This window comes from Neobacillus sp. 204 (genome assembly GCF_046562815.1).
Taxonomy (GTDB): domain Bacteria; phylum Bacillota; class Bacilli; order Bacillales; family Cytobacillaceae; genus Neobacillus.
The window spans coordinates 205657-221386 of record NZ_JBJORY010000005.1; the positions used below are offsets into that span (position 1 = coordinate 205657).

Annotated in this window: 14 protein-coding genes; 3 read left to right on the forward strand and 11 right to left on the reverse strand. The window is 38.5% G+C overall.

Annotated features, from left to right (window positions below; translation table 11 throughout):
- Positions 1–38 precede the first annotated feature (38 nt).
- Positions 39–1697 carry a PAS domain S-box protein gene (locus tag ACJ004_RS12410; protein WP_410893317.1) on the forward strand — a complete coding sequence of 553 codons (1659 nt, stop codon included), beginning with the start codon at positions 39–41 and terminating at the stop codon, positions 1695–1697.
- A gap of 7 nt (positions 1698–1704) precedes the next feature.
- On the opposite strand, the gene ACJ004_RS12415 is transcribed toward ACJ004_RS12410, so the two are convergent.
- Genes ACJ004_RS12415 through ACJ004_RS12430 form a run of 4 tightly spaced genes read right to left on the reverse strand, consistent with a single transcriptional unit; the run spans position 1705 to position 6841 of the window.
- Complete coding sequence (locus ACJ004_RS12415) at positions 1705–2814, reverse strand: GerAB/ArcD/ProY family transporter (protein WP_410893318.1); 1110 nt, start codon at positions 2812–2814, stop codon at positions 1705–1707.
- Positions 2815–2872: 58 nt separating this feature from the next.
- Positions 2873–3979, reverse strand: a complete 1107-nt coding sequence (locus ACJ004_RS12420) for a GerAB/ArcD/ProY family transporter (RefSeq protein WP_410893319.1) — start codon at positions 3977–3979, stop codon at positions 2873–2875.
- Positions 3980–4010: 31 nt separating this feature from the next.
- Complete coding sequence (locus ACJ004_RS12425; RefSeq protein WP_410893320.1) at positions 4011–5222, reverse strand: Ger(x)C family spore germination protein; 1212 nt, start codon at positions 5220–5222, stop codon at positions 4011–4013.
- Complete coding sequence (locus ACJ004_RS12430; protein ID WP_410893321.1) at positions 5222–6841, reverse strand: spore germination protein; 1620 nt, start codon at positions 6839–6841, stop codon at positions 5222–5224. The genes ACJ004_RS12425 and ACJ004_RS12430 overlap by 1 nt, the downstream gene beginning before the upstream one ends.
- Positions 6842–7038: 197 nt before the next feature.
- Between ACJ004_RS12430 and ACJ004_RS30215 the strand changes: the two genes are divergently transcribed.
- A complete protein-coding gene (locus ACJ004_RS30215; protein WP_486348388.1) occupies positions 7039–7275 on the forward strand; it encodes a YczF family membrane protein in 237 nt (78 codons plus the stop codon).
- A 391-nt stretch (positions 7276–7666) separates the two neighbouring features.
- Here the strand turns inward: ACJ004_RS30215 and ACJ004_RS12435 are convergent, their stop codons facing one another.
- The 4 genes from ACJ004_RS12435 to ACJ004_RS12450 form a co-directional block, all read right to left on the reverse strand.
- Complete coding sequence (locus ACJ004_RS12435; protein ID WP_410893322.1) at positions 7667–8896, reverse strand: MDR family MFS transporter; 1230 nt, start codon at positions 8894–8896, stop codon at positions 7667–7669.
- A 128-nt stretch (positions 8897–9024) separates the two neighbouring features.
- The gene (locus ACJ004_RS12440; RefSeq protein ID WP_410893324.1) at positions 9025–9291 is read right to left on the reverse strand and encodes a phage holin; all 267 of its coding nucleotides are present in this window, start codon (positions 9289–9291) and stop codon (positions 9025–9027) included.
- 104 nt (positions 9292–9395) lie between these two features.
- Positions 9396–10748 (reverse strand): ABC transporter permease, encoded by a 1353-nt coding sequence (locus tag ACJ004_RS12445; protein ID WP_410893325.1) that lies wholly within the window; start codon positions 10746–10748, stop codon positions 9396–9398.
- Complete coding sequence (locus tag ACJ004_RS12450; protein ID WP_410893326.1) at positions 10745–11434, reverse strand: ABC transporter ATP-binding protein; 690 nt, start codon at positions 11432–11434, stop codon at positions 10745–10747. Before ACJ004_RS12450 ends, ACJ004_RS12445 begins: the two co-directional genes overlap by 4 nt.
- 223 nt (positions 11435–11657) lie before the next feature.
- On the opposite strand from ACJ004_RS12450, the gene ACJ004_RS12455 reads away from it, so the two are divergent.
- Positions 11658–13748 (forward strand): transglycosylase domain-containing protein, encoded by a 2091-nt coding sequence (locus ACJ004_RS12455; RefSeq protein WP_410893327.1) that lies wholly within the window; start codon positions 11658–11660, stop codon positions 13746–13748.
- 190 nt (positions 13749–13938) lie between these two features.
- Here the strand turns inward: ACJ004_RS12455 and ACJ004_RS12460 are convergent, their stop codons facing one another.
- Genes ACJ004_RS12460 through ACJ004_RS12470 form a run of 3 tightly spaced genes read right to left on the reverse strand, consistent with a single transcriptional unit; the run spans position 13939 to position 15729 of the window.
- Positions 13939–14655, reverse strand: a complete 717-nt coding sequence (locus ACJ004_RS12460; protein ID WP_410893328.1) for an ATP-binding protein — start codon at positions 14653–14655, stop codon at positions 13939–13941.
- Positions 14652–15143, reverse strand: coding sequence for an ECF transporter S component (locus ACJ004_RS12465; RefSeq protein WP_410893329.1), 492 nt, complete (start codon positions 15141–15143; stop codon positions 14652–14654). The genes ACJ004_RS12460 and ACJ004_RS12465 overlap by 4 nt, the downstream gene beginning before the upstream one ends.
- A gap of 1 nt (position 15144) precedes the next feature.
- Positions 15145–15729, reverse strand: coding sequence for a cob(I)yrinic acid a,c-diamide adenosyltransferase (locus tag ACJ004_RS12470; RefSeq protein ID WP_410893330.1), 585 nt, complete (start codon positions 15727–15729; stop codon positions 15145–15147).
- Position 15730: the final 1 nt, after the last annotated feature.

Here is a 15730-nt window from a genome sequence, read left to right on the forward strand (position 1 = left end):
TAATGTACATCATTTTTTGATAAGAACTGGAGATTTCCATGAATAAAAAAAAACTGATACTTTTTTACCTTATTACAAGTATTATTTGGATATATGGGTCCAATTATTTAGTTAAGCAATATTTGCCCTCTTCTATAGTTGATGTGGTTGAAAGGGCAAAAGAATTCTTTTATATTTTGGTTACTGGAGGATTTATTTATTTTTTCATTAGTAAAAAAGAGGAATTAACTGCTTCCCAGGAAGATCAACAACGTTTATCGACCTTAATTAATTCAATGGTTGATTTTGTTAACTTTAAGGATGGCGAAGGCAGATGGATTGAAGCCAATGAATTTGGCCTACAATTGTTTCAGTTAGAGGACGTGGACTATCGAGGGAAAAAGGACTCTGAATTAGCCAATTATTCCGATTTTTATAGTGATGCCCTAAGATATTGTGAAATATCTGATGAAGAGGCATGGAATAATCGAGCCATTACCCGGATTGAAGAAGTCCTTCCGGTCCCAGATGGATCGTCAAGAATCTTTGATACGATCAAAGTGCCGCTATTTAATCAGGATGGCAGTCGACAAGGCCTAGTAATCATCGGACGTGATATTACAGAAAAAAAGGAAATGGCCTTAAAATTGGCAGAAAGCCAGCAACAATATAAATCTTTATTTGAATACAGTCCAGATATTGTTTATATGATGGACCTTAGTGGAACCATTACCAATCTAAACCCGCAATATGATGTCATTACAGGCTGTAAGCGAGAAGAAATGATTGGAAAAAATATTAAAAATTTGTTACCGAAAAAGTATGTAAGGTATCTACCTAAATTTATTTCCACGGTTGTGGAAGAAATTAAACCCGTCATGTATGAGGTAAACATTCCACATGCTAATGGAAGTCGGCTTATCTTACAATGTACCTCCCTTCCTATCATTATCAATGGTAATATAGCTGGGATTATAGGCTATGGCAGTGATGTAACCAAATTAAGGGAAACTGAAGAGCGCCTTCGAAGGACGGAAAAGTTATCGATTGTTGGTGAATTGTCCGCAAGTGTAGCTCATGAAATTAGGAATCCGCTGACCTCATTAAAAGGGTTTGTTCAGCTTTTACAAATGGAAGATGAAAAGCACCAATATTTTTATCAAATCATGCTAGACGAATTGAATCGAATTAATCATATTGTCGGTGAACTATTGTTATTAGCTAAACCACAGATATTGAAATATACTCATGCGGACCTTCAAAAGTTATTGAAGGATGTCATCTCACTGTTAAGCACGGAAGCTAGTCTTTATAATGTTCAAATCGATTCCTCCTTTCCGGAAAAGGAAATCGTCATTGAGTGTGAACCCAACCAACTCAAGCAATTATTTATCAATATTATCAAGAATTCGATTGAAGCGTCACAAAAAGGTGGGACCGTTTCAATTAATTTGGAACAGTCAGAAGTAAATAAGGTTAATATCGTCATTAAAGACAATGGCTGCGGTATTTCAAAAGAAAGATTAGAGAAAATTGGCGAACCATTCTACTCATCTAAAGAAAAAGGGACGGGGCTAGGATTAACAGTTAGTTTCAAGATCGTTCAATCACACCAAGGCACGATCCATATCGACAGTCAGAAAAATCACGGGACATCCGTTCAAATTGCGCTGCCTGTAAATCAGAAAACTACAAAAAAGAATAAGAAAATAGTTTAAGCCCGCACTAGGATGCTGGGCTCTTCTTTTTCTTTCTATTCCGAAAGAAAGCAATAATCAATAATAAAGAAGGGATGATAATTTGAAATGGCCAATGCAAATAAATAGGGACAACCTTAAGCCCTTCTTTTATATGTTCCGAATAATTTGATGCAATGGTAACTGATGCAAATAAGACGATCAGTCCTAAAGGAAACCCGATCTTGCGTTGATTCGGTATTTTAAAGATATCAGCAGCACCAGCAACTGCAGCGTAAAAGTAGATGGAAATCTTAAAAAATCCACCAATTACCAAATAGAGCATAAATAATACATCTAAACGTTCAATAAAATCAGCAATTTGAATTTTTCCTACTGTAGTTAAAAGTGGGAAAGTGGAGTGACTAAAGAGACCCACTCCTAATACCGAAATATCTACTATTATTGTTATCGTAATATTTATTCCACTTAAGATCATTCCTGATAAACAGACGATTTTAGCCTTTTTTTTGTCAGTTACGAATGGGAGCAGCATTGTAAATACGACCATTTCTCCAAAAGGAAAGTTGATGGTTTGGGTTAAAAAGATTTTTATAATGGGTTTCAACCCATTTTCTAAAATGGGTTTTAAGTTCCCTAAATGAATTAAACCAGAAAAGACGATTAACAGCATCCCTAATATCGCTGTAAAGTAGACAATTCCAAAGTAAATTTCACCAACACGGGCTAATACCTCAAACCCCTTATGGATGACATAGATAATCGTGATAATCATCAAGGTATTGATAACAAATAAGGGTGTACTATTATAAATAGTTGATGATAATAACTCTCCAAAATCTCGTAATACCCTTGAGGCCGTATATAAAAAATAGACAATGTATAATCCCCCAATAACCCGTCCAAGCCATTTTCCTACTATTTCTTGAACATAACTAGTTAAGGGAAGGTCAGGGTAGTACATAAATAATCGGTAATAAATTAAAAAGACCATAATTCCGCCAGCTAAACCCAACAAGATAGCTAACCAAGCATCTTGTTTAGCATCTGATGCGATCCCAACCAGAATTGCACTGCCCATTTCAAACAAAACGACCAGCACGAACAATTGGGTTGTACTTATTTTGGCTTTTTCCATGTACTCATTCCCCCCCCCCTTAAAAAGGTTATTATTAATAATCTCAAGCCTAGATGGTTTATGCTGGGCTTGTTTTTTTCTTTTTATTACGGAAAAAAGCAATGATTAGTAAGAATGAGGGGATGATAATTTGGAAAGGCCAAGACAAATACATCGTCACAATAACCAACCCCTCCTTGATAAATTCTGCGAAATTGGAGGCAACTGTTATGGATGAAAATAAAACGATTATTCCAATTGGAAAAGCAATCTTCCGTTGGTTTTTAAATTGAAAGATATCAGCAGTCCCGGCCACTGCAGCGTAATAATAAATGGCTATTTTAAAAAAACCACCAATGACTAAATAGAGCATAAATAATACATCTAAACGTTCGATAAAGTCGGCAATTTGGATTCTCCCAATTGTGTTTAATAAGGGAAAGGGGGATCGATAATAGAGTTCCACCCCTAAAACAGAAATATTAACTATGGTTGTAATGGTAATATTGATACCAGCTAATATCATCCCGCCCACACAAACTATTTTCGCCTTTTTTTTATCATTTAAAAACGGGAGAAGCATCGTAAAAACAACCATTTCTCCAAAGGGAAAGGTGAGGGTTTCTCTTAGAAAAACCTTTATTACTGGTTTCAACCCATTTTCTAAAATTGGTTTTAGGTTTCCTAAATGAATTAAACCAGAAAAGACGATTAACAGCATGCCTAATATCGCTGTAAAGTAGACAACTCCAAAGTAGATTTCACCAACTCGGGCTAATACTTCAAATCCCTTATGGAGTAGATAGATTATGGTTAGGATCATCAAGGTATTGATTACAAAAAGCGGAGTACTATTATAAATTGTTGTAGTTAATAACTCTCCAAAGTCTCGTAATACCCTTGAGGCAACATAAATAAAATAAACAATATATAAAAACCCAATTAATCGTCCCAACCATTTACCTAATATTTTTTGAAGATAACTCGTTAATGGCAGTTCAGGATAATACATATATAATCGGTAATAAATAAAAAAGACAAGGATTCCTCCGACTAATCCGAACAAAATAGCTATCCAAGCGTCCTGTTTCACTTGTGCTCCGAGCCCAAGAAGAATGGCACTTCCCATCTCAAACATGAAGATAAGGACGAACAATTGGTACGGACTAACTTTCGCCTTTTCCATGTACTCTAATTCCCTCCCCTTTTAACAAAGGCTATTTGTTAATATCAGACCAAAACGGATTAGTTCGAACCCCTTCTCGTCGAACGTAGGAATTTACCTTTACATTAACCTCAATGTCTGCAAAATTATTGTTCCAATTCCCCTTAAGCTTCCTCCATACCTTTGGATTGGCTTTATGAACAAGATCACCAAACCCAAAGATATCGCACCTTAGTCTCTGTGCTTCCTTAACTGAAGACTTTACTTCTTTTTTAATTTCATTCTCAGTTAGCTTTTCAATTTTTAAAATTGTTTTTGGATCCATTAAATTAATTGCTGTATTTGCTTCACTAATCCAGCCCTCATTCTCAATTTTAATGTTTATCACAGGTTTACCGTTTTTAAATATTGTTGAAACTTTTGTTTTTGACCTAATCGGGACAATACTTAATGCATTCTTCTTTCCCTTCCATTTAAGTGTAATATCAGTACTCTTTGCTTTATCTAAGACCCAAATGATCCCACGAGCATTATTACTTTCAATCCAATCTATTAATGCACCATCTTTAAATACTGCTAAGCCATCTGCTGCAAGGAATGCATCGGTCGTCGTTTTTTGCAAATTAGTTGCTTTGCTAGCATCTTCTTTCCTTCCAATGAGTCGATACCCATTTGCAATCGGCTCTTTCCCGTTTCCGGTAATTCCATCAATAATCTCATCAATATTTACACTTTTATTTTCCCCTTTCATTGCTTCAGTAAATTTGATCTCTTTTGTAACTTTGGTAACAGGTAGTTTATCAAGAATAGTTAGAGTAGTGACGATTTCCTCTGCAGTAGAATCTCTTGCAATAACTAACTCTGTAGTAGTTCTAAACTCTGGGTCCCTTGCAAATGCATCCAACAAATTAAGCATTAAATTTCTATCTCTCGCCACATCTTCGCTAATAACGACTAAATTGGTGTGGGCATAATATAAACGGCGCGAGACCTCTTTCGTTGCATTTCTCGCTGCCTCAGTAACCGTTCTACCTTCGCTTTTATATACGGCGATCGGCAGCCCCTGCCCCCCACCCGTTTGTCCTGCTGAAACATTCCCAGGATTAACAAGCTGAAACGAGATATGGTACAAATCGTCTTCTCCCCGATCTATACCAAGTGCCATCACAAAGGCCAAATCCGTAAGCTCTTTCTGATTCCAGCAGGCACTTAAGACAGGAACAGACATAATCAATACCAAAATAATAATTAAGCTTTTTTTCATCACTCTTCACCATTCTTGGATTGATTTTCCGGTTGCTTTGGTGGTCCTGGCTTTTGATTTTCCGATTGCTTTGGCGGCCCTGGCTTTTGATTTTCCCCTGTCCTCTGCATATTGCCTTTGCTAATAAACATAGGTCTATTTTTCATAGCCCAGATGGGAAAGCGAACAAATGCGTCTTGTTGATTACGGAGATTAAAAGGCGCCAGCGGCATCATGTATGGGATGCCAAACGATCGGAGCGAACACAAATGAATGGACATGAACATTATGCCTAACATGATTCCATAAAAACCTAACATTGTCGCTAACCCCATTAAAACAAAGCGAACTAATCTAGCGGCAATGGCCATCGCGAAAACTGGAGTGGAAAAGTTTGCTATCGCTGTGATGGAAACAACAATAACCATAACAGGCGAGACGAACCCAGCTTGTACGGCTGCTTGCCCAATTACGAGAGCGCCTACAATCGACACGGCTTGACCGACTGCCCTTGGAAGTCTAAGTCCCGCCTCCCTCAAAATTTCAAAGGTAACCTCCATGATTAATGCCTCTACAAAGGCTGGAAAAGGAACATTTTCACGTTGTGCGGCAATTGCAATGGCCATCGTGGTCGGGACCATTTCTTGATGGAAGGTAGTCGCAGCAATATAAACAGAGGGTCCAATAACTGCGATAAGGAATGCTAAAATTCTTAATAGTCGTATTCCTGTTGAAATGTCAAACCGTGAATAGTAATCATCCGGTGCTTGAAAAAATTGAATAAAAATGGCTGGAACTGTGACAACAAACGGAGTACCATCCACTATTATGGCAATTCTCCCTTCAAGTAAATGTGATGTCACGACATCTGGCCTTTCAGAGTGGTATGTCGTTGGAAATGTTGTCCAAGTTTGATCTTCAATTAATTGCTCTATATATCCAGAAGCAAGGATGGAATCGATATTGATTCGTTCAAGCCTTTCTTTGACTTCTCCAACAATTTTTTCATTGGCAATGCCTTTTATATACATAATGGCGAGATCAGTTTGGGAAACAGATCCTATCTTCATGGAATCCACCCGTAAATTTGGACTTTTTATCCGGCGGCGAATTAATGCCGTATTCGTACGGAGTGTTTCCGTAAACGAATCTTTTGGTCCTCGGATGGATAATTGTGTTGTAGGCTCCGTAATCGACCGCCTTTCCCATCCTTTTGTTTCGCCACTGATAGCTTTATTGGATCCCTGTAAAAAGATGACCGTATCTCCTGAGAATAATGAATCATATACCTGATTCCAATTATCAATTGTCTTGACACTTCCAATTGCCATTGTTTTATCCAGCATGAATTGAAATATATCAACCGGTCCTTCGGGTACTTCTGCCTCCATCACTGTTTCTAAAATATAGTCAGCTATTACTATTACACTTGCCAATCCATCAATATAAACAAGAGCCCCTTTATGGGAACCAATCTTAAATTCCCGTATGACAATATCACCACTATTGCCAACTTCTTCTTTTAAACGAGAGATATTCTCATGATAATCTCTTAAAATAGGCAAGTCCTCTGGTTTTAGCGGATCTTGTTTTTGCCTATAATTATCGTCCTGTCTCTTTTTTTGTTTATTTTTGAGCATTTTAGACAAAATCGACACAATACCCGCCTCGCTTAGTAATATTTAAAAACTTTACTCCCAATACTGGATATATTGCCCAAGGCATACCACTTTATCCCATTGAAAGAAGTATTTATGCAAGCTCAAGTCATTTTCAGGTCAGAATAAGGAAACGCTTTAAACAGAACAATAAGTGCAATCTGATTCCTGAAGGTGTGATGAGGTTGAAAATATTTTTTGTGACAAGCCTACTGGCGATTTTCTCAGCCCTACTAATTATTACTTTGGATCTTATAATGGGGTTAAGTATTACCGGGATTGTTTGGAAGGCGATAAACCCTTTTAGGGTAATGGAACCGGCGGAATATGTGATTATTTTTTTATTTTTTGCTTTTTTCGTCATCGATACCTTTGGTTCATACTTAAATAAAAAAAAGGAGGATTCATCCAATTAAAACTTTCATAAAAAAATTAAGAGCCTCCTTTATAATGGAAGGCTCTTATCTGAATTAGATTTCTGTAATTTTTTTTCTCTTTTATGGAACAACCTTATGAATAAAGCACCCGCATAGGATAGTCTACTCCACCATTTTCTCTTTCTTTTTATATTTGGCCCATATACATATCGATTCCAAAAAAAATAGAAAAATTCCTCAACTACCAATAATAGGACGAAACATAGAGCGGAAATAGTTATCCAATACCACATTTTAAGAACTCCTTTTCACACAGATATTTAATCATATTCGAAAACCCTCTGGGATGTACTATCAAAATCTTGTGCCGTTCACAATGGAACTATCTGGATATTCTTATTTTAGCAAAAATTTACTAATTTGTGGACTATTAGGTGAATTTTGTGTTTTTTTTATTTTGAGTCACTTTTGTGTTCATAAAAAATTTATTTCCTGCCGAGAAGAAGACCACGCCTCCTAAAGTTGTGATCGAAAGGATCCAAAACATGATTTGGCCTTGAAACTGACTTAGAAGATAACCACCGATAAGTGGCCCTAGAAAATTTCCTATTTTCCGGAATTGTGCTGCACCGAAATAGGTGCCGCGCAAATGTTCCGGGGCAAGTTGATCAATCATCATGCTGTTGGAAGGAAATATCAGAATTTCACCTATTGTTAATAACACGATAGCCAGAATAGCCGTTGTCCAGCCGGTTACAAAACTGAAAGCAACTAATCCTGCTGCCATAAAAACTGTGCCGACAACCATTACCTGCATTAACCGAAACTTCTCAGCAACATGGCTAATCGGCATTTGCAGGAAAACCACCATCACGGCATTGATTGTTATCAAAGTTGAAAAAATAATAATGCCATTTTCTACATTTCCCTCTAGGATTTGCGGAAGGTTGGAATCAATTTGAACATAGCCCATGTTGACTAAAATAATTCCAATGATTAGATATCTTAATGCTTTATCTGTTCTTAAAATGGTAAAAGCATCACCAAAGGAGACAACCCTTTTGCTGTGTCCGGCTTGAGGTAAGACAAATTTCTTCAATAGGATCACCAGCACAAATGAATACAATAAATAGGTAGTACCGGTTATAGCAAACGATAACTTTGCTGATGTGCTGGCTAAATAAGCTCCAACCAATGGACCCACGGATGCACCAATATTCATCGCTGTATATCGCAAGGAATATACCTTCATCCGCTTTTCCTTATCGGTTAAATCGGCCATCAAGGCCTGAGAGGTTGGCTCAAAAAATGAGTTACACAGTCCATTTAATGCGTTTAACAAAATAAACCATCCCTGACCAGTAGCTGCCGTAAATCCAAAATAAACAAGTGCGACCGTAAATATCGATATAAGCATAACAGGTTTACGTCCAAATCGATCCGATAAATGACCGCCGATAAACCCTCCAACTGTTGCCATTAACGGACTCATCCCGACGGTTAACCCGATGACGATAGGCGACAAATCCATATGTCTAGATAAGTAGATAGAGAGAAATGGAAGCGTCATAAAAGCTGCCCCTCTTGATAAAACGGTTCCAATTAATAAAACCCACACGATCGGATGAAATTGTCCGATATAGTTCTTTACTTTTGCCATATATGTACTGCCTCTCATAAATTTTTTAGTCAATATCTAGTTAAACAATTTGCGTGGATAATGTAAAGAATTTTCCCACTCTTCTAACAGAAAAAGCCAGCTCCATTAAGGAACTGACTTCTATTAATTTATTTTGGTTCTTTGTATGTTAACGCTCGCTCACTGTCCCCAAAACCCTTTGTGGTTGGATCCTGTACAATGCCTAACAGGGACAACAAAACAAAGAAGACATTTACAAAGGTTAACACACCATTTTGAATGGCATCAGTAAGTTGAAAATCAATGATTCCAAAAGAATTTAGACATGCTAATACCATTTGAGCAATAATCATAATTTGCGAAATAAATGCGATTACCCAGTTCCGGTTCCTCAATCGTACTTTCCAGTTAATCATCTTCCCCCATCCCCTTCCTCTATGTTAAACAATCTTTCTATTAACATATGCTTGGACTAGGGAATGATTGTCCGCGAATATCATGGGTTTTATTTTTTACCTCACTAAACTTCTCTGCGCATTGCTTTTAATACATCTACCTTAGTTGCCCGCTGTGCTGGGCGCAATCCTGAAATAATGGTCACAGTATAACAAATAACTATACAAATAATCGGTAAAACAGGCGGTATATCACTAAAGATTAGGTTTAGGTCTGTCTCTTGGCCAAAAGCTTGTTTGATAATGATTGGAATCGCAAAATTAACCGTATAACTAATACCATAAGAAACGATTGTCCCAATAAGTGCGCCGATTAACCCAATATAACTGCTTTCAAGTAAAAAGATTCGTTTAATGGTTTTCGGGTTAGCGCCAATTGCTTTCATGATTCCAATATCAGGAGCTCGCTCGGTCACAGCCATTGTCATCGTATTGTAAATACCAATGGAAGCGATGAGAATGGCGATCGTCCCAATAAATATAAGACCTGCCTTCGCAATCATAAACACCATATTTATCTCTTTTAATTCATTTACAACCGAATATGTAGCATAATTCCTTTCTTTTAATTGATCAGATATTTGTTGAACTGCTTCCATGTTTTTAGCATAAATTTTAACTTCATCATAAGTATTTTTATGGCTCTCAACGTCATCAGGTATTTTCTTCATATTTGCATCCAGCATGTACCCTTTTGGTGTCCCTGTAAACGACTCAATATCCGTCAACATCTCATCCGAAATAAAGACACTACTATCTTGGGCCCACTCTTTTGTTGGTTTTTTAGAGATTCCCACCACTTTCAATGGTAGCGTTTTTTCGATTTGTTTTCCCTCTTTAAACTGCCGGACCGTTAAGTTAATTTCCTTGCCAAGTAAATCGCCTTTATAGCGATACTCAGCTTTAAGCTGTCCTTTTTCATCATACAAGTCATCTCCAGCGTTCTTGTCAGCAAGATTAAGAAGGAAATTATAGCCGACGACCACTTCATTTTTCTCTTTTGGCAGACGGCCCTCCGATAGTTCGAAGCCAGCTTTTATTTCGGCAGGGAAATTTGCCACAAAGGTTGGCGCCCTCTCTTGATAAATTCCAATTGTAAACGAACCTTCCTGCTGTAACATTTTCCTTCTTGTCACCGCTTTAACATTTTTTATCTTTTCAAACAATCGCACATCTTTGTCATTTAAAGGTCGATACACACCCTGTTCTTTCGTTTCTTTGCCATGTACATCGATTTGGGTAATCACCCTCTGTTCAGTGATCTCCTTTACCACTGATTTCTGTAATCCAAACCCTACAGAGGCGAGCACAATTAAAAAGGCACATCCCATGGCTGTTGCTAGAATCGTCATAAATACTCGCGTTCTATTTTTCTTCATATTTTGGCGGACAAAGCGGAATTGATCTTTTAACTTCATACAAGTACCTCCTCGACAATGCGGCCATCTTTTAACTCAATCTTGCTGTTACCGATATCGGCCACCTTGTCATCATGGGTGATAATCAAAAAGGTAATTCCCAAATCCTTATTTAATTCCATGATGAATGTCAATAACTCTTCCTCTGTTTCACTATCAAGGCTTCCGGTTGGCTCATCGGCAAGAATAATCGGCGGATTAACTACTAAGGCACGGGCGATACTTACCCGCTGCTGCTGTCCGCCTGACAGTTCTCCAGGGTAATGATCCTGGTAATCTAGCAATCCCACCTTTTGCAGCATTGCTTCTGTTCGCATTTTTCGTTCCTTTTCATTCACACCTTTTAAGATCAATGGCAATTCTACATTTTGAAAAGCGGTCATGCTAGGAATCAATTGAAAGCTTTGAAAAATAAATCCTAGATGATTGATCCTAAAATCAGCAAATCTCGATTCACTGAGATCGGATACCTTTTCCTCACTTATCCAAATTTCCCCCTCTTTCGGATGAATGAATCCACTGATTAAATTAAGAAGCGTCGATTTCCCTGAACCGCTTCTGCCAACAATGGTAACAATTTCACCTTCTTTGACATTAAACGAAATATCTCTCAATACAGGAATAATTGTTTGTCTTCCTTTTTTTCCAATTACAAAATCATGACTTAAATTCTTTATCGTAATCATCTTATCCTCCTGTTTCCCAATCACTTCATCTTAATAGACGAAGCAAACTCACATGACCCCTACAAAATTTTTGATATTTTTTTCCAAACTTATTAAACATCTTAAGTTATTTTGGTTACAAAGGGGAATATTACCAGCTATATGGGCTTTTACTAGTCATTTTAATTAATAAAATTTATAATAAAAGAATTGAAAAATTACTTTTTGAAAGTAAGGAGATCACATGGAAAAATTGCATCCTTATTGGGAAAAGATTGTTCGTTTCTGGAAAAAGAAACATTTAACCCAAATATTATTATTACTAATCCTTGTCGTTGTTTTAGCTACCATCCTCTATTTTGGCTGGCTCGCGATGAGAGCAAATGTAGAATCACTGAAACAAGGCCTAAGTCAGCCGACGGTTATTTATGATAAAAATGGAAAAATCGCGAGTAATGTTGCCACCAATCGGACCAAAGGAGTAAAAATCGAAGACTTGCCAAAATATGTCCCAAATTCGGTAGTCGCGATCGAGGATGAACGATTCTATGAGCATGGCGGCTTTGATATAAAAGGGATTGCACGTGCCTTTTTCAGTAACTTGTTTGCAGGACGGATAACGGGCGGCGGCAGTACGTTAACCCAGCAGTTAACGAAAAATGCCCTTCTATCTCCGGAACGAACTTATAAGCGAAAAGCCGAGGAATTATTTTTAGCTGTAAAAATTGAGAAGGTTTATTCCAAAAACGAGATTTTGCAGATGTACCTTAATCAGGTTTATTTCGGTAGCGGTGCCTGGGGCATCAGTAACGCTTCCAAAAAATACTTTGATAAAAATATCAAAGACGTGACGGTCAGTGAGGCAGCCATGCTAGCCGGATTGCTGCATTCACCGAATTATCTTGACCCCTATAACAACTATAATTTAGCCATGAAAAGACGAAATACCGTTTTAAGTAAAATGAAAGAACTTGGGATGATTACTAGTTCGCAGTATAACGAAGCTAAAAAAGAAAAGATCCGTCTTCATGATGGCGGCGGAAGCAATGTTGAACGAAAATACCCTTATTATGTGGATGCGGTCCTAAATGAAGCGATTAATAAATATGGTTTAACACAAGAGGAAATTCTTACCAGAGGTTACAGGCTTTACACTGCGATGGATCAAAATCTCCAGACTGCTCTTGAAAAGGTTTATAGCGAAGACTACATGTTCCCGCGCAGCAGAGGAGGAAAGCTGGTTCAAAGTGGCTCTGTTCTAATGGACCCTTCTACAGGCGGGGTGAGTGCCCTAGTTGGTGGCCGCGGGGAACATGTTTTCCGAGGCTTTAACCGTGCAACCCAATTACGAGCTCAGCCAGGGTCGTCAATCAAACCACTTGCTGTTTATACACCGGCCCTTGAACAAGGCTATAAATATTCATCCGAGCTCGTCGATAAACCGATCACCTTCGGAAAATACAAGCCAGAAAATTTCTCAAAAACCTATGAAGGCAAGGTTGAAATGTACAAGGCGCTTGAGAAGTCGCTGAATATCCCAGCGGTATGGCTGCTAAATGAGATTGGCTTAAATAAAGGGATAGATTCCTTGAAAAGATTTGGCATCCCTGTCGAAAACGAAGATAAAAATCTGGCAATCGCACTGGGCGGGATGAGTAAAGGGGTCTCCCCACTTCAAATGGCTAACGCCTTTTCCGCATTTCCAAATGGCGGAAAGCGTGAAGATAGCCACTTAATTACCAAAATCGTCGGACCGACGGGAAATGTTATTGCTGAACATAAAGCAAAAACTACTAAAGTAACATCAAAAGAGGTCACGGATGAGATGACAGCGATGCTCTTAAATGTAGTCGAATCAGGTACTGCAAGGCGGGCCCGAATCTCTGACGTACAGATTGCCGGGAAAACGGGGTCCACTCAGTTACCATTTCGTGATATTAGTGGAACGAAGGACCAATGGATGGTCGGATATACGCCGAATCTTGTCGGCGCCATCTGGATAGGGTTTGACCAAACCGACCGCGAACATTACCTGCCAAGTCCAAGTTCGGCCAATGTGGTGCCGATTTTTAAGGAGATTATGAAGGAGTCCATCACGCATCTACCAAAGGAAAGCTTTGATGTGGTTTCTATAAATAATCAACTCGCAGGTAATGTCCCTTCAAAGATAAACTTTAATGAACAGGCAAAGAAAATTAGTAAGGAATTAAATGAAAATGCCCAAAAAATCGGGGAATCGATAAAAGAAAATGCTCCAGGTTGGAAAGAAAAGCTCGACAAAGCTCTCTATAAGTTCGGTAAGGGAGTTAATTCAATTATTGAAAGATTTCAATAAAGGCTATTTTCGCATAGATTGTTGCTTTTCGTATAAGTTCATCAACCCGTATAACTATTTGCTTCGTGGCATCTTTTCGAAAGAACTTTTGCGAAAATTGCCTAAAAACTTAAGTTATGACCCTTATAAAGCTCCAATAGCAACAAAGTTTACGAAAAGAGCCTTAATAAAAAATAGCACCCATGAGGTGCTATTTTTTGATTTGTAAGGAGTGAAACAAGTTTCCAGTAATTTTTCGTAATTCTTCTTCTTGGTCGGGTTGAACAACAACTAAAAAACAAGTGGATGGGCCCGCCGATTTTAACATATCAACGTTTGTGGTGACCATTTCTTGAGTTAGTTCTTCACTAGGAAACATTTGATTAAGTTCATGTAATATCCCTCTAGAACCGACCGGCCAAAGCATCGCCCCCTGAATCAGACTGACCTCTTTAAAAATCGCAAGTGGGGCAACGTGATCGGCTTGTTCGATGACTTCGTTTCCAACCAGCGGCAAGCCCACCACTGCCATTTTCAAGTGGTTTGCGAAAGCAATATCTGTGGTTTGAGCAAGCGGCTTTTTACCAATTACAACTAAACCAAGGGCAGATTGCAGGAGTGAAAAGTTACTTTCTGTACTTCCTGTAATCCGTATATTTAATATCTTTAGTTCGGATAACCCCTTGTCTATTCCTTTAACCAACTCATCCCAAGGTTCATTACCGCAAAAATTATGGAGCAGCACTGAAATCGGGTCCCCTCCTGCTGCGATACATTCCATAACGGCAACTCTAAATGCATAATAAGCAACCGTTTCATAGGGTACATGAACTAGGTCCTGCTCCTTCATCCCAATGGCTCCGCTATTATCACAAGCAATAATAAGGGAGTCCACACCGTTAAAGGGAATGGTCATTATATCCCTCATTGTTTTACATTCCGATTGGATAACCCCTGCGCCACAAGGGAAGATAGACGTGGAATAGCAACAATTGCGATGACCGTATTGATGATGGAACCAATCAGCAGGGAAGGTACAATCCCTAAATAAAAACCTATATTCATTAAATAAATGAAAGGTAATGGAGCTACAAAAGAGTTTCCTATGATGAAGACCGTACTTGCTAAAATCTTATTTTTTTTATAAAGGCGTCCAAAAACCCACACAAGCACGGCCATTTCGCCAGCGATTAAAAAGTGCAGGGGGCCTAATGGGAAACCACCTATTAATGCCGATAATAGATGACCAAACACCCCCACTAATGCACCTGCCCCAGCACCAAACAAAACGGATGCCAATAGTGCTGGGAATACATCCAACGCGACGCTGCCGACAATAGCTGGAATCTTAATCATCGCACCGACAACAGACAAGGCTGTTAACATGGCCAGGCCGCTAACCAATTTTCCTTTCATGCTATTTGTCCTCCTTACGCTTCCCATCCCTAAACACCTTCGCACTGCGAACATATTCTACATCGCTGACTTGCAACCGGCAGTTAATTACTCTTGCCAGTGCAAAGAAATAATCTGATAGTCGGTTTAGGTACATTAATGCGAGTTCCGAGGTTTTTGGGTCAGATTTTACCAACTTAACAACTAATCTTTCAGCTCTTCTAGTCACCGTTCTAGCGATATGAATCGATGCCGACGGTTTAGTTCCTCCTGGTAAAATGAATCTTTCCAACTCTGGTGCTTCTTCAATGTATTCATCAATTTTCTTTTCAAGATAGTCAATGGATTCTTGTTCAAGTTTTAATTGTCGCTTCTCGGTCACATTGGCGAGGTCGCCGCCACAATCAAACAATTCATGTTGGATTTTTTCAAGATCTACGAGCACATCCTTAAATAGTGCAGGGTCCAATTCTTGAATGGCCTGACCGACAAAGCAATTGACTTCGTCAACGGTTCCGTATGCTTCCACTCGAATATCATCTTTATCTACCCTTCCGCCGATAATGCTTGTTTTCCCTTTGTCGCCTGTTCTTGTGTAAATTCTCATT

Bases quoted from the DNA above. Each gene is read 5' to 3' on its own strand.
- ACJ004_RS12455 (WP_410893327.1), top strand. From the start codon at position 11,658: ATGGAAAAATTGCATCCTTATTGGGAAAAGATTGTTCGTTTCTGGAAA.
- ACJ004_RS12420 (WP_410893319.1), bottom strand. From the start codon at position 3,979: ATGGAAAAGGCGAAAGTTAGTCCGTACCAATTGTTCGTCCTTATCTTC.
- ACJ004_RS12445 (WP_410893325.1), bottom strand. From the start codon at position 10,748: ATGAAGTTAAAAGATCAATTCCGCTTTGTCCGCCAAAATATGAAGAAA.
- ACJ004_RS12470 (WP_410893330.1), bottom strand. From the start codon at position 15,729: ATGAGAATTTACACAAGAACAGGCGACAAAGGGAAAACAAGCATTATC.
- ACJ004_RS12440 (WP_410893324.1), bottom strand. From the start codon at position 9,291: ATGATTAACTGGAAAGTACGATTGAGGAACCGGAACTGGGTAATCGCA.
- ACJ004_RS12430 (WP_410893321.1), bottom strand. From the start codon at position 6,841: ATGCTCAAAAATAAACAAAAAAAGAGACAGGACGATAATTATAGGCAA.
- ACJ004_RS12460 (WP_410893328.1), bottom strand. From the start codon at position 14,655: ATGAGGGATATAATGACCATTCCCTTTAACGGTGTGGACTCCCTTATT.
- ACJ004_RS12435 (WP_410893322.1), bottom strand. From the start codon at position 8,896: ATGGCAAAAGTAAAGAACTATATCGGACAATTTCATCCGATCGTGTGG.
- ACJ004_RS12425 (WP_410893320.1), bottom strand. From the start codon at position 5,222: ATGAAAAAAAGCTTAATTATTATTTTGGTATTGATTATGTCTGTTCCT.
- ACJ004_RS12415 (WP_410893318.1), bottom strand. From the start codon at position 2,814: ATGGAAAAAGCCAAAATAAGTACAACCCAATTGTTCGTGCTGGTCGTT.
- ACJ004_RS12465 (WP_410893329.1), bottom strand. From the start codon at position 15,143: ATGAAAGGAAAATTGGTTAGCGGCCTGGCCATGTTAACAGCCTTGTCT.
- ACJ004_RS12450 (WP_410893326.1), bottom strand. From the start codon at position 11,434: ATGATTACGATAAAGAATTTAAGTCATGATTTTGTAATTGGAAAAAAA.
- ACJ004_RS30215 (WP_486348388.1), top strand. From the start codon at position 7,039: ATGAGGTTGAAAATATTTTTTGTGACAAGCCTACTGGCGATTTTCTCA.
- ACJ004_RS12410 (WP_410893317.1), top strand. From the start codon at position 39: ATGAATAAAAAAAAACTGATACTTTTTTACCTTATTACAAGTATTATT.